The sequence below is a fragment of the Actinomadura sp. NBRC 104412 genome (genome assembly GCF_030269515.1).
In the GTDB taxonomy this organism is placed as follows: Bacteria; Actinomycetota; Actinomycetes; order Streptosporangiales; family Streptosporangiaceae; genus Spirillospora.
The window spans coordinates 1-24,840 of record NZ_BSTM01000035.1; the positions used below are offsets into that span (position 1 = coordinate 1).

A 24,840-nucleotide genomic window follows, 5' to 3' on the forward strand; every position below is an offset into this window, starting at 1 on the left:
CAGCCCCTCAGCCCGGTGCAACCGACGGATCTCCGCCCAGTCCTCCACCTTCAACACCTCACCAGGGTCCAGGGGCGGGTCACGATTCGGCCGGAACCACAGGGTCAGTCTTCAGGCGGAATCAACATTTGGCGGGCACGGCCGTGAAAACGCCGTCCCGGGCCCGGATTAGACCGACCCGCCGAACGTCGCTCAGTCGACGCGCTGAACGTCCAGCTCACCGTTGGCGTACATGTCGCGAAGAGTTCTCCTAGAGAACATCCCGACCGAGGGCGGCAACACCTCCATCAGCCTGAACGGCCGGTACTACAACGGCGACGGCGTCTACCAGAAGACGGTCAGCCGGTCGTCCGATCGAATCTACGGGTACGGCCGCCCCGCATACGACAGCGACGCGCTGGCCACGGCGCCGTCGAAGTCGACCGCGAGCGCGGCCGGGGGTGTACCTGACGCAGCCGCCGACGGTGCGGCACGCACCTGGCAAGACCGCATGCGCGAACGCGGGTGGGACATCGCCGTGGAGGGGGGTGTACGGCCCCGGCTCCGAGGCGATCTGCCGAGCATTCCAGAAGGAGAAGGGGCTGACGGTGGACGGCATCGTTGGCCCGGCGGCGTAAACCGCCCCTGTGACCTGAGGAGGTCACCATGTACCACTCGATCATCCGCACCGTGGTCCCGCTCGTGGTCGCGCTCGTCCTCGGCCAAGCCGCCCGCATCGGCCTAGACCTGGACGAGGGCGCCGTCACCTCGATCTTGACGGCCCTCGTGGGCGCGGCGTACTACGCGCTAGCGCGGTGGCTGGCAGAGACGTGGCCTGCGGCAGGTCGGGTCCTGCCGTCGGCTGGCTTGTCGAAACGCGCTCCGGAGTACGTCCGGACTCGCCAGACCCCGACACGGACGCCCCCGCCCTCCACGAGGAGGGCGAGGGCGTTTCGTAGCGTCATCCGTCCTTGCGGCGCGCCTCGATGTCCTTCTCGACCTTAGTCAGCTCAGCGATCGGCTGCTCGTCAAGGAGCTCCTCGATGTCCGCCTCCTCCTCTTGGGCGGCTCGGATGGCCTCCAGCCGGCGGCGCTGCTCGTCGAACTGCTTGTAGAGCCCTTCGACGACCGTTTTCATGTGCGCGGCGGACACCTTGCCGGGCCCGTTGAGGATCCCGAACTCGTTGAGGGTCAGGAAGCGGTCAGTGGCGCTGATCCAGTCCGCCATCGTGGTGTGCTGGCGACGGCGAGCTCTCAGTTCTGCGAAGTCCAGGAACTGAGTGGTCAAGGTGTTGAGGATCTCGATCTCCTCGCGGGTGAGGTAGTTCTTCGAGATCACCACGTCGCTCTTGCGGACGCGGTCACCCTTCCAGCTTGTCAGGCCCATGTTCGGCTCGTTCGGGTCGCACCGCTCCAGAACCAGCTCGGCGGCCGTGCGCCCGGTCACGGCGAAGACCAGCTTGTTCTGGATCGTCGCGAAGAAGGTCTTCGCCGTCTCGCTGCCGGAGTCGTAGTCGACGCTGGTGGCGAAGAGGGCCCGGACCTTCTGGTAGAACCTCTTCTCCGACGCCCGGATCTCCCGGATGCGCTGGAGGAGCTCGTCGAAGTAGTCCAGCCCCGCCGGGTCCTTAAGCCGCTCATCGTTCAGCGCGAAGCCCTTGACCAAGTACTCCCGCAGGACGGTGGTCGCCCACTGCCGGAACTGGGATCCACGGGGGGACCGGACGCGGTATCCCACGGCCAGGATGACGTCGAGGTTGTAGGCCGTCACCTCACGTCGTACGAGTCGCGTCCCCTCCTCGCGAACTAGAAAGAAATTCTTTCTAGTTGCTTCGGGCCTCAGCTCAGCGTCCTCGTAGACGTTCCGGACGTGCTGGCCAACGTTCTGGGGAGTGGTGTCGAACAGCTCGGCCATCTCGGCCTGCGTTAGCCAGACCGTCCCGTCGACGGCTCGGAGTTGGATCTGGGACCGCCCGTCCTCGGTCTGGTAGAGGATCAGTTCGCCGGGGTCGGACATCAGGCCACCTCCCACGGGTGGCCGGGCGCCTTGGACCCGTCCGTCGGCTGGATGCGGCCAATGGGCCGAATCCCCTTGCAGGGGCGGGGCACAGCGATGCTACAGTCACTCACGTCTTTCCTTCCTGTACAAGGAGCGGACCACAGCCCCGGCGGCCCACGCAACCGCGCGGGGCTTTTACTTGGTCCTGGAATGTACTGCACCGCGGCAATCCTTCGCCACTTAGTTCGACCCCACGTACTTGCTGGTATATGGACAGAATCGTCGAGCTTGTACAGACAAGGGCGGGTGAACGGCTTCGCACCCCCGTGACCTGGGAAGACGTCTGATCGATCATAGTTAGTTAGAGACCGAGATAAATATGACCAACTAGTCACGATCATGTCATGTACATCACGGAATTAAATAATAAGGCTGAATTCCAAATTTTCCCAACTTCGGGCAGCCTTGGCGATTTTCCATGAAATGCCCGGTTGTATCCTGTTATGCGCGACCCATCCAACGCGAGGAATCCAGACGGATTGGCCGTAGCTCGGTTCGACGGAGAAGCGCTTTACCCCGTGACAAGCGACGCCCCCGCACCTCCCGGCGATGGGAGGACGGGGGCGTCATTGGCATGCCCCTAGTGGCACGCCTGGTCCGTGCCCACGACGGCCATCATCACGATCACGCCCCCGGCGATCCACTGAGACCATGACGGCCAGCACCCGGTCTCGATGCCCCGCAGGGCACGTTCGCCGCGCTCTTTGGAGTCCACCCAGTCCGGGACGGGGTGCATTGCCCGCTCGGCCGCCGCGTCTCACGCGGCGACCAGCCAGTCCCGCGTCGCCACCGGGTCGGTGGACGGCCGCGATGAACCGGGACGACTTGATCAGCCAGTCGACCGTCCGGTCCGGCGAGTGCAGTCAAGCATGTCCCTCTTCATCGCCCGGTCCCACTCCTGCCCGGCAGCGGAGTACCGGTAGCAGTGGAACTGCGTGGGTGTGACGCCGGACGGCTTGGCCGTGTCGGGCGCGATCTGATGCGTCATGCCTACCTCTCGGCGTAGGGCCTGCCAGGAGATCACGGCTGTGCAGCCGATGACGCGGCCGGTGGCGGGCCGGGTCATGAGGCAGGGCACCCCGGCGTGAGCCTCAGTGCCCTGACGAGCACGCGAAACCGCGGTGGACGACCCATCCCTCAGCGGCTGCGGCCATCGCCTTGAGCCAGCCGGCATCGGGATTACGCGCGGCAAGATCGCCGTAGAGCGCGAACATCGCCGCAGCGAACGCGTCAACCGCCCGAGGGTCGGCGGACGCCCACGCCACGCAGCGGCTCGCCCACGCCTCGGCCGAGCCCGGGGTGTGCCCGGCGGCGACCAACTGCACCACCAGGCACGCCGGATCGATGAACGCGGCACCGCGGGTCGGCCACGCCCAGTCCACCGCCCACGCGCCGTCCGCGCCGATCAGCAGGTTGTCGGGCTGAATGTCGGTGTACAGCAGCGCGTCGCCGCGCAGCAGCTCGACCTTGCTCGGATCGGTGACGTAGCGGTCCCATCGGGTCTCCACCCAGTCCCGGGCGATCTCGGGCAGCGGCACGGCGGCGATCCGGTTGAGGATGCCGACGATCCTCGGCAGGTCAGGCGAGCCTGGCGTGAAGTCGGCGGGACGGCCGTCGATGGCCTCGAAGCCGAGAACAACCCAGTCCTCGCTCTCTGCCCGCCACCGCACGGCCGGGGAGATCGGCCGCACATAGGGGTTGATCTGGCCTTCCCGGACCAGGGAATCGCGGCGGCCGCCGGGACGGTTCCGCACGGCCTTGACGAAGAACGAGCCGTGCGCGCCGTGGGCCATCGCTGCGACGTCGGAGGTGTGGCCGCGGCCGACTGGGTGCAGCCGCAGCGGGTCGCCGACGTGCGGGCGGATCAGGGCCTCGAACTCGGGCCCGGGAAGGCTGGTCACGGGTGTACCTCAGGCGGTGCGGGGGCTGCACCCGCTGCCGGGAAACCCGGGGCTGCACTCGCCGTCGGGGTCGCACTTCCCGGTCCGGGACGCCGCCCTGATCTGCGTGTTGGCCTCGGCCATGGCGGTGCCGGCGAGGATATCGGCCAGCCCGTCGGTGTGGACATTCCCCACGCTCATCCACGCCGAGATCACACACGGGGAGACTGCGCCGTCGGGGCCGATCGCCGCGCGGCCAGAGCCGCACTGGCCGCACAGGCCGGCCGGGTCCAGGCCGGGGCCGGTGGCGGCGCGGCCGTAGGGGCGGACGCGGTCGACACGGATGCGGTCGACACCGATGGTCTCCAGGTCCCGGCGTGCCGCTTCAACGCGGCCGGGGTCGCCGGTGTCGATGATGCCGACCCGGATGGGGATACCGCGGTCGACTGCGGTCTGTATGTTCGCGCGGGTGCGGGCGTGCGTCGGCCGCCCGGTGACGGTGTTGTGCTCGCTGGCGTCACCGGAGTAGTACGAGGTGGCCACGCTGACGCCGGGGCGGTCGAGCCGCTCCCACCAGGGGGCCGGGATGGACACGAGGTTGGAGAAGATTTCGACTTGGAGGCCGAGGGCGAGGGCGTGGTCGACCAGGTGCAGCGCGTCAGGGTGCAGGGTCGGTTCCCCGCCGATGAGCTGGATGTGCTCCACGCCGAGCGCGGCGGCCTGGTCGAGGACGCGGTCCCAGTCGGCGCGGGTCATCGTGCCGTGCGTGCCTTCGGGGCCGGAGTCGTTGTAGCAGTGGGAGCAGGCGAGCTGGCATTTGCGGGTGAGGTCCAGCCAGAGCATCCGCGGTGCCTGCCTGGTGGCGGGTTTGGTCCGCTGGTGGTCGATGGTGATGGTCATGGTCACCTCCGGCGCGCCTCGTGTGTGTGGCCGCCGCGGGTGCGCGCCTGAACCCTGCGGCGGTGTGGAAGGGGGCGGGCCGGGCTACCGCGCCGCACACCCGACCTGCCCCCCGGCCGCGACCCTCGCCCACGGAGTACAGGCGAGCGCCGCGGGGACCTGCTACCGCCGGGCAGCGGCGCTGGCGAGTTGCCCGGCCTCGGCCAGCGTGCGGCCGCTTCCGGTGGCCGTCACCTAAACCTCGCCTGGGTATAGCGGACCCGCTGCGCAAGCTCGCCGGGCTGGGCGGCCTCCACCAGATACCCGTCGGCCACCGCCCACCAGTGCCCGGTGAACGGGCCGTACCAGGCGATGACGTTGAGCCGGTTACGGAACTGTCGCGTGATGTCGGCGCGGCGTGCTTCGGCGGTTGTGGCGGTAACGGCTGGGGCGGCGTCGTTACTCATCGGAACCATCTCCAGCAATGGCGCGGTCGCGTTTCGATTACAGGCAGTCAATCGGCGGGCGGCGCAACCAGGTAGGGGCATACTGGGGGGCACCTGGGGTGCAAACAGGTGGCACGGCGACACGTGAGGTGCACACGTATGACGCCAGACCAGCAACGCGCACGCGGCCACCGGATCGCGGCCGAACGGAAGGCGCTTGGACTGACCCAGCTCGAGCTGGCCGAGCGGGTCCTCGGCGCGCTACCCGGCCCGCAGAAACCCGAACTCGACACCATGCTGGGCTATGTCAAACGGTGGGAGGCCGGGCGTGCCGGTATCTCCCGCCGCCACCAGCGCGCCTTGGCCCAGGCCCTACAAATTGATCAGCTCGCCCTCTTCGGCGAAGGGCCAAACGGGCCTTCCGAGGAGTTCAACGACGAACGCCGCCAGTTGCTGGCCGGACTGGCGGCACTGAGCGTCGAGTCGGCCGTGCCGCACGATCTGGAACCGATCCGGCAGGCTCTAACCCGCGCACTCCCGGGCGGCATGTCCAAGCACCTGGTGGCGGACTGGGAAGAGATCGCCTACGAGCACGGCCACGCGTTCCTCACCACCCCGCCGCGGCTGATGCTGCCGACACTCGCCCAGGACCTGGTCCATTTGCAGCACATCATCCGGGACACCAAGGGCACCGGCCTGCGCAGTCTGCGTCAGAGCCTGTCCGGCCCGGCCGCGAAGCTGGCCGCGCTGGTCGCGATGACGGTCGCGACGCTCGGGGATCCCCGGCAGGCACGGGACTGGTGGAAGACCGCCCGGCACACCGCCGACGCCTCCACCGACCTGAACCTGCGGGTGTGGGTGCGCGGGCACGAGGCCATGAGCGCGCTGTACTCGCTGCGCCCGATACCGCTGGTGCTCCGCCTGGCGGACGAGGCGATCGGCCTGGCAGGCGAGTCCGGGGGCGCCGCGATGATGGAGGCGATGGCCAGCCGCGCTCAGGCCCTGGCAATCCTGGGCCGCGCAGCCGAAGCCGAGAACGTTATCCACGAGCTCGAGACCCAGTTCGCGCGGTTGCCGCAGGCGCCGGTCGAGGACCGGTTGCGGACCGGGGCGTGGCCGGAGACCGGGCTGCACCACACGGCCGCGTTCACCTACTCCTACACCGGGTCCTACCCCCTAGCCGAGCGTGCCCAAGAGGCGGCGCTGGCGCTGTACCCGGAGACCATGCCGCGCCAGCGCGCGCAGATCGAGCTGCTGCGCGCCAAGTGCCTGATCGGCTCCGGTGATGTCGCGACCGGTGTGGAGCATGCGGCCCGGACGGTTCAGGCGCTGCCCCTCGAGCAGCGCACGACGACGATCCGGCGGGGCGCGCGAATGGTCCTGGAGGCCGTGCCGGAGGCCGACCGGGTGGCGCTGGGCGAGTACCGGGAAGTTCTGGCGCTGCCCGCGGCCATCGATGGGGGGGAGTAGCCGTGCCGGTAGAGCTGGAGGTGCCGCACGGTGGTGAGGCGCCGCAGATGCTGGACGAGCTGGCCGGAGTGTACGTGCCGGTGTACGCGGAGCCGCCGTACAACTCGGCGCCGAAGTTCTCCCGAAGGCGTTTCGAGGACCGCACCCGGAGCCAGATGCGCGCCCCGGGGTTCCGGCTGGTGACCGCGCGGGATGGCGGCCGGCTGGTGGGGTTCGCATTCGGGTTCACGATGCCGGCGGGGTCATGGTGGGGGAATGCGTCGGCGCCTCCGGGTGAGGTGTTGCAGGAGCGGAAGTTCGCGGTGATCGAGCTGATCCTTGACCGGGAGCACCGTGGCCGCGGGACGGGCGGTGCGTTGCTGGACAAGCTGCTCGAGGGCCGTGCCGAGCGGTGGGCGACTCTGGCCGCAGTGATAGGGGCGGACGCCTACGCCTGGTATCTGCGCAGGGGCTGGCGGAAGGTCGCCGAGTTCCGGGCCGAACCGCCCTATTCCGATGCGCTGGTGTTGGACCTTTCAAACAAGCATCCAGCAGCCGGCGATTAGGCTTGGTGTCGGCTGCGCGTTCCTTGATCGGGACCGTGGCGCCCCGTCCTCCTTTGCACCAGGAGGACGGGGCTTCGTCCCCATTAGGGGACGTTACGGATCGAGGCAGGCCATGCCCCGGGCGTCCGCAGCGGGCAGCGCGGGCTTACGACCCGAACCGGATGTCCACCTGTCCGATACTGTCACCCGCCACCATCGTCTCCGCCTGCCTCCCGACCTTCACCCGGTAGAAGTCACGGCCCGGCACCCTGAGCGGGCGCACCAGGACATAGCACTCCTCCGCGATCTGTCCGATCTCGGTCTCCTGGAGACGAGCCGGCACCCCACCCGACAGCGTGCCGACCGCGAGCGTCTTGCCGTCCTGGTCCATCACCACGACCGACGCCCCCTCGGTCACATCCGCGAAGGAGCCCTCACCCGCGCACGTGCCCGGATTCCAGCCAAACTTCATCACCGTGGGGTCGGTATCGATGATGGTGACCCGGCCGCCCAGCGTTCGCGTCCCGGCGGTGCGTAGCGAGTCTCCGAGCACGATCACGCCCACGGCCGATACGGCGACCACGAGGATCGCTGCGGCGGCGATCCACACGATGCGGCGGGACTCACGGGATGGACTGGGCGTGTGGTAGTCCACGGGGCACCTCAGGGGATGTGGGTGGGGTGCCGGGTAGGACGCCCGCCGACGCCCGCTGGTGCGCGCGCCGTCCGGGTCAGGTCACCACCGCGGGAACAGGACGCCGTAGTCCGGGAACGGCAGGACGTCCAGGGCGATCACGGACGCGATCGCGCCGACACCGCCCAGCGCCCACACGCGGAGCCGCCGGCCGAGCCGCCGCCACTCCGACGGCGCCCGCACCTCCTCCGGCTCCTCACCCTCGTACGGGAACAGAAAAGCCGTCTCTCCCATGGCCCCTCCCTGGGGTCATGGGCTGCTGCTCTAGTCGACGCGGATGACGTCCAACTCGCCGTCGGCGTACCACTGCCGAATAGTTCTTTTAGAGAACTTCCCGACCGAGGTCTTCGGGACCGCCTCGATGAACGACCAGCGTTCGGGAAGCTGCCACTTGGGGATCAGGCCGGTGAGGAACTCCTTGAGCTGCCGGGCCGTGACCGTCGCGCCTTCCCGTACCACCACCGTCGCGAGGGGGCGCTCCTGCCAGCGGTCGTCGGGCACCCCCACCACGGCCGCCTCCAGGACGTCGGGATGGGCCATCAGATGGTTCTCCAGCTCCACCGACGAGATCCACTCGCCGCCCGACTTGATCACGTCCTTGGCCCGGTCGGACAGGTTCAGGAAGCCGCCGGGGGTCACCGTGCCGACATCGCCGGTGCGCAGCCAGCCGTCGTGGAACTTCTCCGGGTCCTCGTCCTTGTAGTACGACCCGGTGATCCAGGGGCCGCGGATCTCGATCTCACCGACCGCCTCGCCGTCGTTGGGCAGCACCTTGTCCTCGTCCCCGACGACCCGCATCTCCAGGCCGGACAGCACCCGGCCCTGCGAGATGCGCGCTCGCCACGCGTCCTCGCCCTCCGCGCCTGCCGGCGGGTGCGCGATCGACGCGACCGGCGAGGTCTCCGTCATGCCCCACGCGTGGACGATCCGCACGCCGATCTCGTCGAACCCGCGCATCAGCGACTCCGGCACCGCCGACCCCCCGCACGGGACGATCCGCAGCGAGCTGAGGTCGGCGCCGTGCTCCTTGACGTAGCGCAGCACGTCCGCCCAGATCGTCGGCACCGCGCCCGCGACCGTGGGACGCTCCGCCTCGATCAGCCGTACCAGCGGCTCGGCCTGCAGATGGCGATCGGGCATGACCAGCGAGGCGCCCGCCATCAGCGCGCCGTACGGCAGGCCCCAGGAGTTGGCGTGGAACATCGGCACGACCGGCAGCACGCGGTCGGTCGCGCTGATGCCTATGGCGTTGGCCGAGCAGATCGCCATAGAGTGCAGGTACGCCGACCGGTGCGAGTACACCACACCCTTCGGGTTGCCCGTGGTGCCGCTGGTGTAGCACATCGCCGCGGCCGACCGTTCGTCGATCTCCGGCCAGTCGAACGTGGCGGGCGCGGCGGCGAGCAGGTCCTCGTAGGAGTGCAGTTCCTTACCCGCGTCCGCCAGCGGAGCCGTGTCGGCCTCGCCGACCACGAGCACATGCTTGACGGTCTTCAACCGCGGAAGGATGGGCGCCAGCAGCGGGATCAGCGAGCCGTCCACGATGACGACGTGGTCCTCGGCGTGGTCGGCGATGTAGACGAGTTGGTCGGGAAAGAGCCGGATGTTGAGGGTGTGCAGCACGGCCCCCATGCACGGCACGGCCAGGTACGCCTCGAGATGCTCGGCGTTGTTCCACATGAACGTGGCCACGCGTTGGTCGCCGTCCACCCCGAGCGCGCGCAACGCCCCGGCCAGCCGGGCGGCGCGCTCACCCAGATCGGCATAGCTCCGCCGGCGCGACCCGTCACCCGTCCACGTGACGACCTCGCTGTCACCGCAGATATCGACGCCGAAGCGCATGATCGAGGTGAGGGTCAGCGGGAAATCCTGCATCGTGCTCCGCACGGCGCACCTCCAGCTCGGTGGATCTCAGAACCGGATTCTTGCCCGAACGGCGACACGCTGTCAGCCCTCGAAGGCCCCATATTTCGGGGCATCATGGTGGGTCGTCGCCCGGGACCCGAACCGAGAGTGCCGCCCGGAAACGGCCGGGACAGGGGGTCACGGGGTGTTCACAGGGTGTTCACGGGCGATGGGAAGGGATGCCGGGGAAGTCGGCTTCGAGGGCGGTGTCGACCCTGAGCTTGGCCATGGCACGGGAGACGGTGCTCTTGACGGTGCCGATGCTCACCCCGAGGACCTTCGCGATCTCGTTCTCGGGCATGTCCTCGTAATAGCGGAGCTTCACGGCGAGCCGCTGGCGCTCGGGGAGCCTGTCGAGCGCGCGCCCGAGCGCGTCCTGCAACTCGGTGTTCCCGGTGTGGTCGTCCACGGGCTGCTCGGGCAGCTCGTCGGTCGGGTACACCTCCAGCTTCCGCCGGCGCCACCACGAGATCCGGGTGTTGACCATGGCCCGCCTGACATAGCCGTCCACGGCGGCGCGGTCCTCGATACGGTCCCAGGCCGAATAGGTCTTGGCCAGCGCCGCCTGGAGCAGGTCCTCGGCCTCGGCGCGGTCTCCCGTCAGGCGAAGCGCGGCCCGCATCAGGGCGGGCCCGCGGGCCGCGACATAGTCGCGGAACTCCTCGTGCCGTGCGCTGTTCACGTCACCACCGAGCCAGGGGTTCGGGAGCCTCGTCGGACCCTCGCCGGTCGCGGAACCCCACCGGTTCATGATCCATATGACTCGACGATCGCACGGGGAGCTCAATTTTGGCCTAACTGAAAATTCATATTCGGGTCAACCAGTGGACAAACATCATCCCCGGTCGAACAAACCTCAACCCGTGCATGACTTATCGCGACAAATCCGCAGACTGCGTGGACACGGTGCGTACCACTCTTGACACGCTGTCCGAACAGTCGTGGCCGCGACGTGACCCTCGATGACCGACGCCGGAGCAACGCCATGCCGCTACCACCCCGGGCCCGCGGAGGGACGCGCCGTCTCTACCGGGACCTCGTACTGGGGACATCGGCACGTTCCCCTGCGGATGATCGGGAGGAACGCCGCCGGGTCCTGGCCGGGACCATCCTCGACGCCGACCCGTACCTCCTCGTACTGGACGGCAGGGGCGGCCCGGGCGGCGAGATCACGGTGCCGCTGGCCCCCTCCACCACGGTCTGGCACGGCGGGCGCGGGGGTCCCGCCGCGCTGCGGCCCGGACGCGAGGCGATCGTGCGCATGGCGCCGGACGGTCCGGTCGCCGACCGCGTCTGGGTGGACATCGGCAGGATCACCGGGACGATCCTGGAGTACGAAAGGGACACCGTAGAAGTGGATTCGGGCCCGCATCGGGGGCACACCTCCGTGGTGATCCCCCCGCATGCCCTCGGCCGCGTCCTGGTCCGTCATCCCCGGCTCGAACCCGGTCACCTCATCGACCTCATCTGCGTCCGTTCACCGGACGGTCCGAGGGCGGCCCGTCCCGGCACGTCCCAGCCCGGCTACCTGCCCGCCGACCTGGCCTCACCGCGCCCGGACACCCCGGTCGCGGACGTCCTCCACGGCACCGTCACCTGGTTCGGCGGCGCCACCTACGCCGACGTTCCGTCCCGCCCGGCACCTCGTCCCGCCACACCACCGGCCCACCCGTCGCCGTGCGAGACCGACGACACGATCAGCCCTGACGCGATGCCCCGGCCGGACATCCATCCCTCGTTCACCCCCTCGGCCTCAGGCCCGGCCAAGGAGAACCCCCGACCTCGTACCGGACCACGTCACGCGTCGCCCGTCCGCAGACGGAGAACGACCGCACGCCGTGCCGACCAGGACGCACCCGCCCGGATCGCGCGACCGGGCGCGGGCTCCGCTTTCCTGCTGACCGGCGAGCAGGGGATCGCCTACCCCTTCGTCGACCCTGAGGACGCGGACGCCTGCCCCGACACGCCTCCCGGTTGCGTCGCCCTGCCTTACCTCTCCCTGGGCACGGAACTCACGCTCCAGAACGAATGCACCGGCCTGCGCGCCACCCTGCCGCTGATCGAATGCGGGTGCGTGGCCGCACGCTACTGCGACCGGTGCGTCGAATGCGGGACCTCGCCGCGCGGCCGCCTCGCCGAACTCACCCCGGCCGCCTTCGTGGCCTTCGGCGGCGATCTGGACGCGGGATGCTTCAACGCCGCCTTACGCTTCGGGGACGACCCGCCGCACGCCGCGGAGGACTGACCGATGCTGGAGAACATCCAGAACACACAGGTCCTGTTGCTCGCGACCGTCCTGCTCGCCGCCTGCGTGGCCAAGCTGACCGTCCGTTCCCCCGTGGCGTCGTCCGCGCCCGAGCATGTTCACAGCGTCCCCGTCCCTGCAAGGCCGCGACTGGGCCGCCACATGAACGTCGGTCTCGCCGTCGCCGAGGGGTTGCTGGCGCTGGCACTGCTGGTCACGTCCCATGTGTCGGTACGGGTGGCCACGACCGTGGCGTTCGCGGCCGCCACCTGGGCGGTGGAGGAGCTGCGCGTACACCGTCCGGACGCGGGATGCGGCTGCTTCGGCGGGCTGAGCGAGAAGCGGGTGAACCGCCGGAGCGTGCTCCGCGCGGCGCTGTTCACGGCGGCGGCCGTGGCCTCGCTGGGCGCTCCGCACGCGGGCGCCGAGGTGCTCCGGCAGGTTCCCGCGCAGGTGGTGCTGGTCTTCGTCGTTGAGCTCGCGCTGTTCGCCGCGCTCTCGCCCGAGCTGTCCGTCCTCGCCCGGCGCAGCCGGCTCGGACGGTCCCGCCCGGCGACTCCGTGCGCGCGCCGCCGCAGCCCGGTGCCGGAGACGTTCGCGACGCTGTACGACAGCCCCGCCTGGCTCGCCGCCGAAGACTCCGTCACCAGCGCCGTACCGGTGGACGTGTGGCGCGAGGGCTGCTGGCGTTTCGTGGTCTTCCCGGCCCGGCTCGACGGCCGCGACACCGAGATCGTCTTCGCCGTGTCCACCACCGAACGCGACAGAACAGTACGAGCCACCCCCGTCTCGCCCCCGCCGCCCAAGCCGAATCCGACCGGAGACGACGCATCCCCCACTCTGCCCGTCTCTAGTCCTCTCTTGGGCCTCCACTAGAACCCCATAGAAACCCCCAGCCACACCCACCACGCGCGCTACCACACGCCCCCGTCCCGACAAGCACCCGAAGCAACTCGCGAAAACGAACCTCACTCAACACAGAGACCGGGCCTTCGAGCATCACCGTTCCGGTCACGGTCGAGCGGAGTGGCACAAGGGTCGTTCTCGCTCGTCCATTCCGCGTTCGGGCACCAAGACCTCGCTGACGCACGGGTGCTTTGGCCATGGATTCCGGATCCAGACAGCGCTGGCGCTGGGGTCCTCTCGTCGGCCTGTTCCACTGCGACAGCACCGGCAAGGCGGACGATCGCGGCCGCTCGTGAAAGATCCCGACCACCTCGGCACGCCACCAAACCTCGCCGCCACCGGGCCTCAGTTGGGCGTTCATCGCCCTCACCGACCATCCTCCGGCACGCCATCACCACGAGCGACGCCCCACCACCGGCGACAAGAACCCCACCGCCCTACGACCTCCGTTCAACCGGAAGATCGGCCAGCTCTCACCGCCTCCAAACCTGCCTGGCCGGGGCCTCCAAGCCCCCGTAGCCGCTTGACCAACAACCACTATCGGAGCACGCGTCAGCCGCCCCGCGGATCGTTCGGCCAGGCCCACGTTCACAGCCAATGTGGGAAGCCGAAGGCCACCAGATCGTGGCGAGCCGCCTCCGAACGGTCGGCCACATCGGGGGCTTGGTCGTGGTGACGGCGCCGGCCATGGCTGTGCGGCTTCGACGCCTTGGTGAGCAGGTTGTGCGGGTAGGGGCCGATATCGGAATCTAGCAATTTCTATGAACAGCGCTAGAAACGACTAGAGAATGGTGACGACGTGTGCCGATCGGGTTCTCTACCGCTCTCTAGAGTTCTCCCTAGAAAGCGTTAGAAAGTCCTGACGGGCACTTGCCTGCCGAACGGTTGTTTCGTCCGCACTGCATGTACTGCACGGGGGCTAGCGGACCGCGTGGTGAGGGTGAGGGGCCGCGCTGCTCCGGAAGTGCGGGCGGAGAGCTGCGGGCGTGGATCTTACGTCGTCGAGGGTGGGCGGGTTGCGAGGGTTGGACCGCGCACTGGCACAAGCCGGGCGCCGGTGTGGTGGATGGGCGGTGTCGTCGGTCAGACGGGTTGGGCTCGGAGGAACTTGCCGAAGTGGGGGACGGTGAAGGCGACCAGGCCGCGTTCGGCGCTGTAGATGAGGCCCTTCTTGATCAGGCCGTCGCGGGCCGGGGAGAGGCTGGAGGGTTTGCGGCCGAGCTCGTCGGCGACGGCGGCGGTGGGGACGGGGTCGTCGCCCAGCATCGCCATCGCGCGCATGTAGTCGCGCTCGGCGGGGGTGGCGCGCTCGTAGCGGCTGCCGAAGAAGCCGACGGCCAGTTCGCTCTCCGCCTCGGGGGCGGCGACCTTGATGTCGTCGGCCGTGATGGGGCTGTCGGGCGCGACGTCCCAGACGACCTTGGCGTACGCCTGGACGAAGTAGGGGTAGCCGTCGGCCGCGCCGTACAGGGCGTCGAGGGCCTCGGGGGTGAAGGTGACGTCCTCGCGTTCCGCCGGGGCCAGCAGCGCGATGTCGGCGGACTCGCGGTCGAGCCGGTCGATGCGGGCGTAGCGGAACAGCCGTTCGGAGTAGGACTTGCTGGCCGACAGCACGGCGGGCAGGTGAGGTAGGCCCGCGCCGACGACGATGAGCGGGCCGCCGTTCTGGGACAGCTCGTGGCAGGCGGCGCACAGCGCGGAGACGTCGTCGGCGGGGACGTCCTGCATCTCGTCGACGAACAGCGCGATGCCGGCGCCGACGTCGGTGGCGACGGACGCGGCGTCGACGAACAACTCGGTGAGGTCGATCTCCAGATCGCCCGAGTCGGCGCGGCCACGGGCGGCGGGCACGTCGATACCGGGTTGCCAGCGGTGGGCCCGCGCCTTGCCCCGCCCGCCGCCCGGCTCCTCACCGGCCTGGGCGAACGCCTTGAGCACGCCGAGGAACTCCTCGATACGGTCGGGGGCGCGGTGCCGCGGCGCCAGCTCGCGCACCGCCCGGTGCAGGGCGGACGCCACGGGCCTGCGGATCGACTGGTCGGGACGGGCCTCGATCTTGCCCGTGCCCCACAGCCGCTGGATCGCCATCGAGCGGAACGCGTTGAGCAGCACGGTCTTGCCCACACCGCGAAGACCGGTGACGATCATGCTGCGCTCGGGACGGCCGCGCGCCACCCGTTCGAGCACCACCTCGAACTGCTGCAGCTCGCGGTCGCGGCCGGCCAGCTCCGGGGGGCGCTGCCCGGCGCCCGGGGCATAGGGGTTGCGCACGGGGTCCACGCTCTCGGACTCTATGAGGCGATATAGCTGAGGCCGTAGATTTGCGTAGAAACTCATGCGGCGTGTCGCGCGCGGCGCCCGCCGCGTGCAGCGCGCCCCGGCGTCCCTGGCACCCCTGACGTCCCTGGCGGACGCGGTGATCGTCGCCACCCTCTGCCACCTCCCCGGGCACCCGAGCGCTGACGAGCCGGTCGAATCTCTGTTCGACTGTTCGAACACAGTAGCGCATGCCGTCCCCGCCGTCACCCGAACGCGCCAACTTTCCCGAGGGATCATCGGAAAGCCGGACGGCCACGCGCCCCTCCTGGAACGCGTGGCCGTCCGACGGGTGAACGCCCTGCTCAGAGGGTGTTCCGCTACTCGTTCCCTGCGGCGTCCACCGACTCGTCCGCGCTGGTCAGGTGCGGGACGCGCTCGGCCGGGATCGTGCCCATGCGGCCGGCCTGGAAGTCCTCGAACGCCTGGACGATCTCCTCGCGGGTGTTCATGACGAACGGGCCGTACCGGGCCACCGGCTCGCGCAGCGGCATCCCCCCGAGCACGAGGATCTCCCAGCCGTTCGGGCTCGCGACCGGCTGCACATCGGCGGCCCTGAGCATGATGCCGTCCTGGTCGCCCTTGTGGTGAGAGCCCCCGAAGACCGCCAGTTGGCCCTCGTCGAGGCCGACTTCCTCAGTGCCGACCATGCCGCGTCCAGACAGCACGTACACCAACGCGTTGAAGTCCTGGGGCCAGGGCAAGGCCAGCCGTGCGCCGGGCGCGACGGTCGCGTGCAGGTAGTTGATCGGGGTGTACGTGACACCGGGGCCCTCGTACCCGCCGAGGGAGCCCGCGATGACCCTGACGAGCGAGGACCCGTCGTCGGACGCGAGCAGCCTCACGTTCCGGGCCTCGATGTCCTGGTAGCGCGGGTTCACCCACTTCTGGGCGCGAGGCAGGTTCACCCAGAGCTGGATGCCGTGGAACAGGCCGCCCTTGGCGACGAGCTCCGGCGGCGGCTGTTCGATGTGCTGGATCCCGGCGGCCGCCGTCATCCACTGGGTGTCTCCGTTGGAGATGAGGCCGCCCCCGCCCGTGGTGTCCTGGTGCTGGAACGCGCCGTCGATGATGTAGGTGACGGTCTCGAAGCCCCTGTGCGGATGCCACGGGGTCCCCTTGGCCTCACCGGGCGCGTACTCGACCGCCCCCATATGGTCGAGCAGCAGGAACGGGTCGGCCATGGGAAGGTCCACCCCGGGGAAGGGACGTCGCACCTGGAAGCCCTCGCCTTCAAGGTGCCGCTGGGCAGTGATGATTCTGGCGACGCGCCGCCAGCCGGTGCCGGCCTCGTCGAGGCGTGGCAGTCGGGGCAGCGTGAGCGGGTCCGCCGTGATGGCAGGCATCGGCTCTCCTCTTCACTCGTCGGCCGCCCCCGGACGTCCGTCCGTGCCTTCCTCCGGGGAGCGCTTGTGCGCGTACAACCTAGTTGAAATCTAAACTATTCCTGGACGGTCGAGGGCACGGGCCCTCCACCGACCGTACCGCCGATTAATTGAATCTTCAACATATGGACTATACTGGCGGGCATGAGCGAACCACGCTGGCTCGATGCCGCCCAACAGCACGACTGGCGGGCCTTCGTGGACGGCAGCACCAGGCTCAGCGAGATCATGGACCGTGATCTCAAGAGCAAGCACGGGCTCTCGATCTCCGAGTACGAGATCCTCGTACGGCTCTCCGAGGCACCCGACCGGCGCCTGCGGATGGCCGAACTGGCCGACAACGCCAGCCAGTCCCGCAGCCGCCTGTCCCACACCTGCTCCCGTCTCGAATCCAAGGGCCTGGTCAGCAGGGACAACTGTCCCAACGACAAGCGGGGGGTGTACGCGAACCTGACCGCCGAGGGCTACGCCGCACTGGAACGCGCCGCCCGCGACCATGTCGAGACCGTGCGGACCTTCTTCGTCGACGTCATCGAGCCCGAGGACCTGGCGGCCATCGGACGCGCCTTCACCGCCGTGATCAAGCGCATCGCCGAATCCGGCTGACGCCGCCGACCGGCGTCCGGTCCCGCGCGTCCCTGCGTCCGGGACCGCCTGGACGCGCGGCGTCTGCGGCGTGTGCGGCGTCTGCGGCGTCTTCCTAGGGGCTGACCCCTGTAAGAAGGCCGAGCGACACCAGGGTCAGGAACAGCCAGCCGAGCATCATCCCGATCCCGAACGGGCGCCACGCCCCCCTGACCTTCCACACCAGCAGCCCGCCCAGTCCGAAGGCCAGCGTCAGCAGCGCCACCATCTGCGGGAGCAGGCTCGGCCTCCGGCTCATCATCAGCGGCGCGTACATCATCACCGCGTCCACGAACAGGAACGTCAGGAACCCGGCCACGGCCCGTCCGATCACCAGGGGCGGCGGCATCTGGACCGGTCCCTGCCACAGCCACAGCAGCGGCGGTTCCGCGCGCGACGCGTCCTCGACCTCCACCGTGGACGCCATCGCGAAGATCTCGTCCTCAAGGCTCCTGGCAGGCGCCTCGGAGGTGTCGACCCGCTCACCCGGCTCGTACGGGACGGCGCCGACCGGGTCCCCGTCGTCGGGCACCTCGATCCGGGAAAGGCGGATCTCGGGGAGGTCCTCGATCCTGGGGAGGTCCTTGATGGTCGGCAGGTCGCGCTCGGGGGGCGCGTCGCGTTCCTGAGACTCGGCCATGCCGGCTCCCTGCCCGGGGGACGCCCGGGTTACCCCGGCTTGGGCTGTACGAATCGGCGCGGCGTGCCCGCCCCGTCCCCCTCGCGGCGGCACGCCTCGAAACGCACCGTAGCGAACGGCGGGTTGCGACGCGAGGCCGACGCGACGTGCCATCCTAGAGTTATGCCTGGTGAACGGCTTGTGATCAGCGCAGCGACGGCGGCCGTCCTGATAGTCGGCACGGCCGGATGTGGCCGCGGCTCCAGTGACCCGGACCGCACCAACCCGGCCAACCCGCCCACCGCCTCGGGAACGCGGGGCACCCCGGCGCCGGCCACGACGGCCCCGCAGCGCTTCCAGTCCAAGATCAGGCGAGTGACCGCCGCCGACCTTCCGCACTCGTGGCGCCGCGGCTGCCCGGTGCCCCCGTCCGGCCTCCGCATGATCGAGATGACGTACTGGGGCATGGACGACCGCGCGCACGCCGGCGGACGGCTGGTCGTCAACGCCAAGGCGGCGGACGACCTGGTCACGGTCTTCGGAAAGCTGTTCGCCATGCGCTACCCCATCAAGCGCATGGAGCCGGTGGACAGGTTCAAGGGGTCCGACTTCGACTCCATCGAGGCCGACAACACCTCGGCGTTCAACTGCCGCAGGGCCACCGGGTCGACCAGCTTCTCACAGCACGCCTACGGCCTGGCCGTCGACCTCAACCCGTGCGAGAACCCCTATGTCAGCTCCGACGGGACGGTCGCCCACAAGCACTGCGTCAAGTTCAAGAACCGCGACCTGGACGCCCCCGGCGTCATCCACGCCAACGGCCGGGTGGTGAAGGCGTTCGCCTCCATCGGCTGGGGCTGGGGCGGCAACTGGAGCGGCGTCAAGGACTATCAGCACTTCTCGGCGTCCGGCCGCTGACACCCGGGAACGGGCTCAGAGAACCATCCAGACCGCCACCGCCACGACGACCAGCAAGGCCACCAGGGCGGCGATCCCCACGACAAGCCCGACGTTCACCTTGCCGGGCTGCTCGGCCGGCGCCTGAGCCGCGAAGTTCTGAAACTGGTGCGTCGTCCCTGCCGGGTCGTTCGATGTCTCAGACATGCGGACGAGCGTAACGGATGCCCACCCGTCCCCTAAGGCCCAAAGGCAACCTTGGTCCCAGTAACCCCCTCCCCGCCCCGAATAAGCCTGGTGAACCCGCCTCGCCCAACCCGCTATCGTGGTGGCTGCCTCAGGAGGCTTCGCATAGTGGACGAGTGCGACGGTCTTGAAAACCGTTGAGTCGGTAACCCCGGCTCCGTGGGTTCGAATCCCACAGCCTCCGCTCACCAGTTGGAACGCGTGTTTCGTCGCCGCGATGATGTCCCGGGCGCCCTTGCGGTTGAACACCTGTATGCGGGGCGGATCCGCCACCGGATGGCCTGGTCAGAGCAGGTCTTTCAGGCGTCTCAGGCCGCGGGTGGTGCGGGCTTTGACGGTGCCCAGGGGGATCGCCAGGCGGTCGGCTATCTCGCGTTGGGTCAGTTGGCCGAAGTGGGCGAGCACGATCGCCTGTCGTTGCGGGACGGGCAGTCCGGCCAGCGCGTTGCGGACGTCGCATGCGGCGTCCACGGCACAGGTGGCGTCGGGCACGCCAACGGTGTCGTCCAGCGGCACCGACCGCCGGGAGTGCCGCGCCTCGGCCCGTAGCTGGTCGATGGCCCGTTTCCGGGCGATGGCCACGACCCAGGGCTCCAGGCCGCGGGCCGAGTCGAAGCGGGCGCGCGATCGCCAGACCTCCAGGAAGACCAGTTGGACGACGTCGTCCACGACGTGGGCGGGCACCAGCCTTCCCGCGTGGTGGCGAACGAGGGGACCTAGCGCGGCGTAGCACTCGCTCAGCGCCTCCTCGTCGCCTTGGGCGAGCCGCTGTTCCAGGGTCATGCAGTCCCGATGCCCACGAAAACCGCTTCATCACGTGCCGTGACAAGGCGGTGCAGAGCGTACGGGCCGCGCCGTGATAGCAGGTCAGGAGGGCAACCGGTCGCGGGGGCCGCACCGAAGTCCTAGTGATGAGAACTTCGATCATGCTGTTCACCCGTGACCTGAGGGTGCGCGACAATCCGGCCCTGGCCGCCGCGTGCGAGGCCGGGCAGGTCGTTCCGGTGTTCGTCTTCGATGACGCGATCCTGGGCGGTTCGTTCGCCGTGCCCAACCGCGTCCGCTTCCTGCTGGAAAGCCTTGCCGATCTGCGGGAGTCCCTGCGCGGGCTGGGCGGCGACCTGGTGGTGCGGCGGGGCGATCCGGTCGCCGAGGTCGCCCGTCTGGCCAAGGACACCGGCGCCGACGCGCTCTTCCTCGCCGACGAACGGTCGGCCTACGGGTCGCGGCGCCTCGCCCGCCTCCGCGAGCTGGACCTGGAGGTGTCGGCGTTGCCCGGCATCACGGTCGTCACGCCCGGGGACCTGACCCCGGCGAGCGGCGATCACTACCGGATGTTCACCCCGTACTGGCGGGTGTGGGACGCGGCGAAGTGGCGTCCGGTGGCGCGGACGCCCCGCCGGGTTCGCCTGCCCGCCGGTGTGGACCCCGGCGCGCTGCCGGACGACCTGGCATCGGGCGAGTCGTCTCCGGAACGCGCGCCCGGCGGCGAGACGGCGGGACGTGCCCGGCTCGCGGCGTGGCTGGACGAGGACGCCGCCGCCTACGAGCGCGTCCGCGACGATCTCGCGGCGGACCGCACGTCCCGGCTGAGCGCCTACATCAAGTTCGGCTGCGTCTCGCCCAGGGAGATCGCGGACGAGACGCCGGAAGCCTTCCGCCGCCAGCTCGCGTGGCGTGACTTCCACCACCAGGTCGCCGCCGCGTTCCCCGCGCTGCCCAGGAGCGACTACCGGTCGCGCGGGCAACGCTGGGACGGGCAGCAGGACGCCTTTTCCACGTGGCAAGAGGGCATGACCGGCATCCCGATCGTCGACGCCGGTATGCGGCAGCTACGCGCCGAGGGCTACATCCACAACCGGGCGCGGCTGATCACCGCCTCGTTCCTCACCCGTGACCTGGGCATCGACTGGCGGGAGGGGCTGGGCCACTACAACCACTGGCTCACCGACGGGGACATCGCCGACAACGCGGGGAACTGGCAGTGGGTGGCCGGCACCGGCAACAGCCCTCGGCCCAACCAGACCATGAACGTGCTCCGTCAGGCGTCCCGCTTCGACCCGCGCGGCGATTACGTCCGCAGGTACGTCCCCGAGCTCGCCGCCATCGAGGGGGGCCGCGTCCACCGCCCCTGGAGGCTGGACGACGCCCGCCTCGACTACCCGCCGCCGATCATCGAGCTCGATCCTCCGGCGAACTCCAAGTGAGCGGGTCCGGGATCACGCCGAGTCGTCCGGCCGCTTGCGCAGCGCCGAGCCCTTGTGGACGGCCGTCCTGCCGCTCTTGTCGCTGCGTACGAGGTACTGGGGTTCCTCGGGCGAGGCCGCGACGGTGCGGCCCGCCTCCTGGCGACGGTCGGTGATCTTCTTCTCCACACGGCCTTCGACCGTGGAGCCGTGGCTGCGCCAGGTGACCTTGTCGCCCACGGCGGGTTCCTCCTGGTTTCCCATGTACGTCGCGGTACCCGTCCGCAGGCATGGGTAGTCACCATGAATACCTGGTCAAAGGGGGGATTGGGGTGGCTTCGGAATCCGCTGCCGAATGTTTTGAGTTCGCCTTCGACCGCCGCATGGCCCGCCCGCTCGCGCTGCTGGGCATCCGGCCCGACAACTGCCGGCTCATGCTGGGTCCGTCCCGGTTGGAGGTCCATTACGGTCCGTGGACGGTACGGACGACTCTGGACAACGTGGCCGGTGCCGAGCTCACCGGGCCGTACAGCGTCTGGAGGGCGATCGGCCCGCGTGTGTCGATGGCCGACCGCGGGCTCACGTTCGGCACGAACGCCGCACGGGGCGTCTGCATCCGCTTTCACGAGCCGGTCGCGGGCATCGAGCCGACCGGCCGGGTACGCCATCCCGGATTGACCCTCACCCTCGCCGACCCGGACCTGGCCGCGCTCCGGTTGCGGGAGGTGTCGGCGCTCGCGCGATAGCCGCCGGGCGCGGCGCCATCGAAATGGTGCATGGCAGGCAAAATCGCTTCAGACGCGCTTTTGCGCAGGTCAGAGGAGGGTAGGGGCCGGATCGACCAAGGGGGGAACTATGATCAGCTCACTGCACAAGATGGGTATCAAGTCCAACATGCTCTACACGGCGGGCACCGCCTCGATCGGTCTGGCGTTCGCCTCCTGGCTGGCGTCCAACCGCCTTGAGGAGGCGGGCCTGGACCGCGCCGACCGTTGGGGCATCTTCATCGGCGAATGGGCCCCGACGTTCTTCGCCATGGGTCTCGCCCTCCGCGCGGAGGAGATGCGGGACGAGGCGGATCAGACGACCGAGCGGTACGCCCCGGTCGAGGAAAGGGGCGCCGCGCAGCCATCCGCCGCCATGCGGTGACCGCCCGGACCACGGCCGAGGCGCACCCCCGACACGCCGGCGGGCGTTGATGGCGGGGAAGGGTCCGGTCGTCGTGATCGGGGCGGGTCTGGCCGGGCTGTCGGCGGCGATCCACCTGGCGGCGCGAGGCCGCGAGGTCATGGTGGTCGAGGCCCGCGACGAACCCGGGGGATGCTGCGGATCCGCGCAGACCGGACGCTACCGGTTCGATACCGGGCCTTCGGTGCTGACCATGCCGGAGGTGCTGGCGGACACGTGCGGCGCGGCGGGCGAGAATCTTGAGGACCTGCTGCCGCTGCGGCGCCTGGACCCCTTCTACCGGTTGTCGTTCCACGACGGTTCACGGCTGGACGTGGTGGCGGGCGCGCAGCGGATGGCCGAGAACGTGCGCGCGCTGTGCGGGCCGGACGAGGCGGCCCGCTACCTGCGGTTCCGGCGCCGGCTCGAGGCGATGTTCGAGGCCGAATGGTCGTCGTTCATCGACGCGGACATGACCCGTCTGCGGAGCATGGCCCGCCCGTTCGCGCTGCTCAGGCTGGCGGCGGCGGGCGGGTTCCGGCGCCTGGACCGGTTCGTGGCGGGTGAGCTGACCGACGAGCGGCTCGTCAGGGCGCACACGTTCCAGTCGCTGTACGTCGGGCTCCCTCCCGGCGAGGCGCTGGCCATCTACGCGGTCGTCGCGCACATGGACACCGTCGGCGGGGTGTACTTCCCCGTGTCAGGCGGCATGCACGCCGTTCCGCGGACCCTGGCGGCCGTCGCCGAGAAGGCGGGCGCCGCGTTCAGGTACGGCGTGCGCGCCGAGCGGGTCGAGACGGACTCCTCCGGGGTGACGGCGGTACGGCTGGACGGCGGCGAACGGCTCGCCGCCGGGGCGGTCGTGGTCGCCTGCGACCTGGTGCGCGCCCACCGGGGGCTGCTGCCCGACGCGGCGGGCGACTGGCGGCTGCGCCGTCCGCGCTACTCGCCGTCCTGCCTGGTCATGCACTTCGGGCTCGACCACCGGCCGCCCGGTCGGGCGCACCACACGCTGCACTTCGGCCGGGAGTGGGCCGGCACCTTCTCGGCGCTGACCGCCGGACGGCCGCAGCCCGACCCGAGCCTGCTGATCACCTGCCCAGAGCCGGACGGCATCATGGCGCCGCCCGGCCACTGCACGCTGAGCGTCCTGGAACCCGCCCCGAACCTGGAGAGCGGAGCCGACTGGGACCGTCTCGCGCCGCGACTGGAGCGGCGCCTGCTCGGCCGCCTGGCGGACCTGGGGTACGGCGACCTGTCGGGGGCACCCCGGCGGACCTTCGATCCGCGGGTCTGGTCCCGCCTGGGCCATTCGGCCGGTACGCCGTTCGCGCTCGACCACCGGTTCTCCCAGACGGCCTGGTTCCGGCCGGCCGGTCGCAGCCGCCGCGTCCCCGGCCTGCACTTCGCCGGGATGTACACCGCGCCCGGTGTGGGCGTCCCACCGGCTCTGATCTCCGGACGACTCGCCGCCACCCGCATCCTGGAAGGCAGCCGATGACGCTGACCGCGAGCTATGAGCACTGCCGCCGCCTCAACGCCCGTCACGGACGCTCGTTCTACCTGGCCACCCTGCTGCTGCCGGCCTGGAAGCGCAGGCATGTGCACGCCCTGTACGGGTTCACCCGTCATGTGGACGACATCGTCGACGCCTGCGGCGAGACGGCCGCCGACACGAGCGGCCGGGCCTGCGCGCTCGACGAGGTGACCCGGCGGCTGAACGCGGGCCTGGCGGGCGAGACGGTCAAGGACCCGGTGCTGCCCGCCTTCGTGCACACCGTCCGCTCGTTCGGCATCGAGCGGACCGACCTCGACGCCTTCCTGCGGTCCATGCGCGCCGACCTCACCGTCACCCGGTACGGCACGTACGACGACCTGATGCTGTACATGGAGGGTTCGGCCGCCGCCATCGGGCTGATGATGCTGCCCATCCTGGAGACGATGCCCGGTGCCGGACGGCTGGCCCGCAAGCCCGCCCGCGAGCTGGGACGGGCGTTCCAACTGACCAACTTCCTGCGGGACGTCACCGAGGACCTGGCCCGTGGCCGCATCTACCTGCCGCGGGAGGACCTCGCCAAGTTCGGGGTCACCGAGGACGACCTGCGCCGGGGCACCCCTGCACCGGCACTACGCGACCTGGTGGCGTTCGAGGCCGAACGCGCCCGCGACCACTACCGCCGCGCCCTGGACGGCATCGAGCTGCTGGCACCGTCCTCCCGTCCCTGCATCCGCGCCGCGTACGAGCTGTACGGCGGCATCCTGGACGAGATCGCCCTGGCCGGCCACGACGTGCTGACCGGGCGGGCGCGGGTGCCACGCCGCCGCCGGGCCGCGATCTTCACACGGCACCTGGTGGCCGCCTGGGCCGCAGGCCACGCCGAACGGCGGCGGCCCGCCGCCGCGCTTTCGTAGG

The 24,840-nt window shown here is 69.9% G+C and carries 26 protein-coding genes and 1 tRNA gene; 13 read left to right on the forward strand and 14 right to left on the reverse strand.

The features are described from left to right. Nucleotides 1-527 precede the first annotated feature (527 nt). Complete coding sequence (locus tag QSK21_RS30710) at nucleotides 528-617, forward strand: peptidoglycan-binding domain-containing protein (protein WP_285700980.1); 90 nt, start codon at nucleotides 528-530, stop codon at nucleotides 615-617. Between the two features lie 323 nt (nucleotides 618-940). Here QSK21_RS30710 and QSK21_RS30715 read toward each other — a convergent pair whose 3' ends face one another. The 4 genes from QSK21_RS30715 to QSK21_RS30730 all read right to left on the reverse strand — a co-directional run bounded on the left by QSK21_RS30715 (nucleotide 941) and on the right by QSK21_RS30730 (nucleotide 5,264). After that, entirely contained in the window at nucleotides 941-1,996 is a 1,056-nt protein-coding gene (locus QSK21_RS30715; protein ID WP_285700981.1) for a virulence RhuM family protein, read from the reverse strand. 1,133 nt (nucleotides 1,997-3,129) lie between these two features. Further along, nucleotides 3,130-3,939 (reverse strand): protein kinase, encoded by an 810-nt coding sequence (locus QSK21_RS30720; RefSeq protein WP_285700982.1) that lies wholly within the window; start codon nucleotides 3,937-3,939, stop codon nucleotides 3,130-3,132. A gap of 9 nt (nucleotides 3,940-3,948) precedes the next feature. Beyond that, on the reverse strand, nucleotides 3,949-4,818 hold the full coding sequence (locus QSK21_RS30725; RefSeq protein ID WP_285700983.1) for a radical SAM/SPASM domain-containing protein: 870 nt from the start codon (nucleotides 4,816-4,818) through the stop codon (nucleotides 3,949-3,951). A gap of 230 nt (nucleotides 4,819-5,048) precedes the next feature. Further along, the gene (locus tag QSK21_RS30730) at nucleotides 5,049-5,264 is read right to left on the reverse strand and encodes a hypothetical protein (RefSeq protein ID WP_285700984.1); all 216 of its coding nucleotides are present in this window, start codon (nucleotides 5,262-5,264) and stop codon (nucleotides 5,049-5,051) included. A gap of 138 nt (nucleotides 5,265-5,402) precedes the next feature. On the opposite strand from QSK21_RS30730, the gene QSK21_RS30735 reads away from it, so the two are divergent. Together QSK21_RS30735 and QSK21_RS30740 are read left to right on the forward strand one after the other, a co-directional pair. Further along, nucleotides 5,403-6,713: a helix-turn-helix domain-containing protein gene (locus tag QSK21_RS30735; protein WP_285700985.1), complete on the forward strand. Its 1,311-nt coding sequence runs from the start codon at nucleotides 5,403-5,405 to the stop codon at nucleotides 6,711-6,713. Between the two features lie 2 nt (nucleotides 6,714-6,715). Next, nucleotides 6,716-7,258, forward strand: a complete 543-nt coding sequence (locus QSK21_RS30740; RefSeq protein ID WP_285700986.1) for a GNAT family N-acetyltransferase — start codon at nucleotides 6,716-6,718, stop codon at nucleotides 7,256-7,258. Between the two features lie 145 nt (nucleotides 7,259-7,403). On the opposite strand, the gene QSK21_RS30745 is transcribed toward QSK21_RS30740, so the two are convergent. The 4 genes from QSK21_RS30745 to QSK21_RS30760 form a co-directional block, all read right to left on the reverse strand. Next, on the reverse strand, nucleotides 7,404-7,847 hold the full coding sequence (locus tag QSK21_RS30745) for a hypothetical protein (protein WP_285700987.1): 444 nt from the start codon (nucleotides 7,845-7,847) through the stop codon (nucleotides 7,404-7,406). A gap of 126 nt (nucleotides 7,848-7,973) precedes the next feature. Beyond that, nucleotides 7,974-8,165, reverse strand: a complete 192-nt coding sequence (locus QSK21_RS30750) for a hypothetical protein (RefSeq protein ID WP_285700988.1) — start codon at nucleotides 8,163-8,165, stop codon at nucleotides 7,974-7,976. Between the two features lie 30 nt (nucleotides 8,166-8,195). After that, on the reverse strand, nucleotides 8,196-9,806 hold the full coding sequence (locus QSK21_RS30755) for a long-chain fatty acid--CoA ligase (RefSeq protein ID WP_285700989.1): 1,611 nt from the start codon (nucleotides 9,804-9,806) through the stop codon (nucleotides 8,196-8,198). 190 nt (nucleotides 9,807-9,996) lie between these two features. Further along, nucleotides 9,997-10,518 (reverse strand): SigE family RNA polymerase sigma factor, encoded by a 522-nt coding sequence (locus QSK21_RS30760; protein WP_285700990.1) that lies wholly within the window; start codon nucleotides 10,516-10,518, stop codon nucleotides 9,997-9,999. Nucleotides 10,519-10,821: 303 nt separating this feature from the next. Between QSK21_RS30760 and QSK21_RS30765 the strand changes: the two genes are divergently transcribed. Both QSK21_RS30765 and QSK21_RS30770 read left to right on the forward strand, forming a co-directional pair. Further along, complete coding sequence (locus QSK21_RS30765; protein ID WP_285700991.1) at nucleotides 10,822-12,081, forward strand: hypothetical protein; 1,260 nt, start codon at nucleotides 10,822-10,824, stop codon at nucleotides 12,079-12,081. A gap of 3 nt (nucleotides 12,082-12,084) precedes the next feature. Next, a complete protein-coding gene (locus QSK21_RS30770) occupies nucleotides 12,085-12,957 on the forward strand; it encodes a MauE/DoxX family redox-associated membrane protein (protein WP_285700992.1) in 873 nt (290 codons plus the stop codon). A gap of 1,113 nt (nucleotides 12,958-14,070) precedes the next feature. Here the strand turns inward: QSK21_RS30770 and QSK21_RS30775 are convergent. Next, entirely contained in the window at nucleotides 14,071-15,258 is a 1,188-nt protein-coding gene (locus tag QSK21_RS30775; protein ID WP_502871614.1) for an ATP-binding protein, read from the reverse strand. Nucleotides 15,259-15,623: 365 nt separating this feature from the next. Beyond that, nucleotides 15,624-16,649, reverse strand: coding sequence for a pirin family protein (locus QSK21_RS30780; protein ID WP_285700994.1), 1,026 nt, complete (start codon nucleotides 16,647-16,649; stop codon nucleotides 15,624-15,626). Nucleotides 16,650-16,832: 183 nt separating this feature from the next. Between QSK21_RS30780 and QSK21_RS30785 the strand changes: the two genes are divergently transcribed. Beyond that, nucleotides 16,833-17,294 carry a MarR family winged helix-turn-helix transcriptional regulator gene (locus QSK21_RS30785; protein ID WP_285700995.1) on the forward strand — a complete coding sequence of 154 codons (462 nt, stop codon included), beginning with the start codon at nucleotides 16,833-16,835 and terminating at the stop codon, nucleotides 17,292-17,294. 94 nt (nucleotides 17,295-17,388) lie between these two features. On the opposite strand, the gene QSK21_RS30790 is transcribed toward QSK21_RS30785, so the two are convergent. After that, nucleotides 17,389-17,952, reverse strand: a complete 564-nt coding sequence (locus QSK21_RS30790; RefSeq protein WP_285700996.1) for an MFS transporter — start codon at nucleotides 17,950-17,952, stop codon at nucleotides 17,389-17,391. A gap of 162 nt (nucleotides 17,953-18,114) precedes the next feature. Here QSK21_RS30790 and QSK21_RS30795 point away from each other — a divergent pair, with 162 nt between their 5' ends. Then, nucleotides 18,115-18,849 carry a M15 family metallopeptidase gene (locus QSK21_RS30795; RefSeq protein ID WP_285700997.1) on the forward strand — a complete coding sequence of 245 codons (735 nt, stop codon included), beginning with the start codon at nucleotides 18,115-18,117 and terminating at the stop codon, nucleotides 18,847-18,849. Nucleotides 18,850-18,864: 15 nt separating this feature from the next. Here the strand turns inward: QSK21_RS30795 and QSK21_RS30800 are convergent, their stop codons facing one another. After that, nucleotides 18,865-19,035, reverse strand: a complete 171-nt coding sequence (locus QSK21_RS30800) for a hypothetical protein (protein WP_285700998.1) — start codon at nucleotides 19,033-19,035, stop codon at nucleotides 18,865-18,867. Nucleotides 19,036-19,168: 133 nt separating this feature from the next. Between QSK21_RS30800 and QSK21_RS30805 the strand changes: the two genes are divergently transcribed. Next, nucleotides 19,169-19,258 (forward strand) — tRNA-Ser (locus tag QSK21_RS30805). A gap of 101 nt (nucleotides 19,259-19,359) precedes the next feature. On the opposite strand, the gene QSK21_RS30810 is transcribed toward QSK21_RS30805, so the two are convergent. Continuing rightward, the gene (locus tag QSK21_RS30810; protein WP_285700999.1) at nucleotides 19,360-19,857 is read right to left on the reverse strand and encodes an RNA polymerase sigma factor; all 498 of its coding nucleotides are present in this window, start codon (nucleotides 19,855-19,857) and stop codon (nucleotides 19,360-19,362) included. Nucleotides 19,858-19,985: 128 nt separating this feature from the next. On the opposite strand from QSK21_RS30810, the gene QSK21_RS30815 reads away from it, so the two are divergent. Continuing rightward, a complete protein-coding gene (locus QSK21_RS30815; RefSeq protein ID WP_352231349.1) occupies nucleotides 19,986-21,281 on the forward strand; it encodes a cryptochrome/photolyase family protein in 1,296 nt (431 codons plus the stop codon). 12 nt (nucleotides 21,282-21,293) lie between these two features. Here the strand turns inward: QSK21_RS30815 and QSK21_RS30820 are convergent, their stop codons facing one another. After that, the gene (locus tag QSK21_RS30820; protein WP_285701001.1) at nucleotides 21,294-21,524 is read right to left on the reverse strand and encodes a hypervirulence associated TUDOR domain-containing protein; all 231 of its coding nucleotides are present in this window, start codon (nucleotides 21,522-21,524) and stop codon (nucleotides 21,294-21,296) included. Between the two features lie 68 nt (nucleotides 21,525-21,592). On the opposite strand from QSK21_RS30820, the gene QSK21_RS30825 reads away from it, so the two are divergent. From QSK21_RS30825 to QSK21_RS30840, 4 genes are all read left to right on the forward strand, one after another. Continuing rightward, nucleotides 21,593-22,006, forward strand: a complete 414-nt coding sequence (locus QSK21_RS30825; RefSeq protein ID WP_285701002.1) for a hypothetical protein — start codon at nucleotides 21,593-21,595, stop codon at nucleotides 22,004-22,006. A 109-nt stretch (nucleotides 22,007-22,115) separates the two neighbouring features. Beyond that, a complete protein-coding gene (locus QSK21_RS30830) occupies nucleotides 22,116-22,409 on the forward strand; it encodes a hypothetical protein (protein ID WP_285701003.1) in 294 nt (97 codons plus the stop codon). A gap of 73 nt (nucleotides 22,410-22,482) precedes the next feature. Continuing rightward, nucleotides 22,483-23,928, forward strand: a complete 1,446-nt coding sequence (gene crtI, locus QSK21_RS30835; RefSeq protein ID WP_285701004.1) for a phytoene desaturase family protein — start codon at nucleotides 22,483-22,485, stop codon at nucleotides 23,926-23,928. Further along, nucleotides 23,925-24,839 carry a phytoene/squalene synthase family protein gene (locus QSK21_RS30840; RefSeq protein WP_285701005.1) on the forward strand — a complete coding sequence of 305 codons (915 nt, stop codon included), beginning with the start codon at nucleotides 23,925-23,927 and terminating at the stop codon, nucleotides 24,837-24,839. The genes crtI and QSK21_RS30840 overlap by 4 nt, the downstream gene beginning before the upstream one ends. The last annotated feature ends 1 nt before the right edge of the window (nucleotide 24,840 follow it).

Bases quoted from the DNA above. Each gene is read 5' to 3' on its own strand.
- QSK21_RS30715 (WP_285700981.1), bottom strand. From the start codon at position 1,996: ATGTCCGACCCCGGCGAACTGATCCTCTACCAGACCGAGGACGGGCGG.
- QSK21_RS30725 (WP_285700983.1), bottom strand. From the start codon at position 4,818: ATGACCATCACCATCGACCACCAGCGGACCAAACCCGCCACCAGGCAG.
- QSK21_RS30730 (WP_285700984.1), bottom strand. From the start codon at position 5,264: ATGAGTAACGACGCCGCCCCAGCCGTTACCGCCACAACCGCCGAAGCA.
- QSK21_RS30735 (WP_285700985.1), top strand. From the start codon at position 5,403: ATGACGCCAGACCAGCAACGCGCACGCGGCCACCGGATCGCGGCCGAA.
- QSK21_RS30750 (WP_285700988.1), bottom strand. From the start codon at position 8,165: ATGGGAGAGACGGCTTTTCTGTTCCCGTACGAGGGTGAGGAGCCGGAG.
- QSK21_RS30755 (WP_285700989.1), bottom strand. From the start codon at position 9,806: ATGCAGGATTTCCCGCTGACCCTCACCTCGATCATGCGCTTCGGCGTC.
- QSK21_RS30765 (WP_285700991.1), top strand. From the start codon at position 10,822: ATGCCGCTACCACCCCGGGCCCGCGGAGGGACGCGCCGTCTCTACCGG.
- QSK21_RS30770 (WP_285700992.1), top strand. From the start codon at position 12,085: ATGCTGGAGAACATCCAGAACACACAGGTCCTGTTGCTCGCGACCGTC.
- QSK21_RS30780 (WP_285700994.1), bottom strand. From the start codon at position 16,649: ATGCCTGCCATCACGGCGGACCCGCTCACGCTGCCCCGACTGCCACGC.
- QSK21_RS30785 (WP_285700995.1), top strand. From the start codon at position 16,833: ATGAGCGAACCACGCTGGCTCGATGCCGCCCAACAGCACGACTGGCGG.
- QSK21_RS30790 (WP_285700996.1), bottom strand. From the start codon at position 17,952: ATGGCCGAGTCTCAGGAACGCGACGCGCCCCCCGAGCGCGACCTGCCG.
- QSK21_RS30795 (WP_285700997.1), top strand. From the start codon at position 18,115: ATGCCTGGTGAACGGCTTGTGATCAGCGCAGCGACGGCGGCCGTCCTG.
- QSK21_RS30800 (WP_285700998.1), bottom strand. From the start codon at position 19,035: ATGTCTGAGACATCGAACGACCCGGCAGGGACGACGCACCAGTTTCAG.
- QSK21_RS30810 (WP_285700999.1), bottom strand. From the start codon at position 19,857: ATGACCCTGGAACAGCGGCTCGCCCAAGGCGACGAGGAGGCGCTGAGC.
- QSK21_RS30815 (WP_352231349.1), top strand. From the start codon at position 19,986: ATGAGAACTTCGATCATGCTGTTCACCCGTGACCTGAGGGTGCGCGAC.
- QSK21_RS30820 (WP_285701001.1), bottom strand. From the start codon at position 21,524: ATGGGAAACCAGGAGGAACCCGCCGTGGGCGACAAGGTCACCTGGCGC.
- QSK21_RS30830 (WP_285701003.1), top strand. From the start codon at position 22,116: ATGATCAGCTCACTGCACAAGATGGGTATCAAGTCCAACATGCTCTAC.
- QSK21_RS30840 (WP_285701005.1), top strand. From the start codon at position 23,925: ATGACGCTGACCGCGAGCTATGAGCACTGCCGCCGCCTCAACGCCCGT.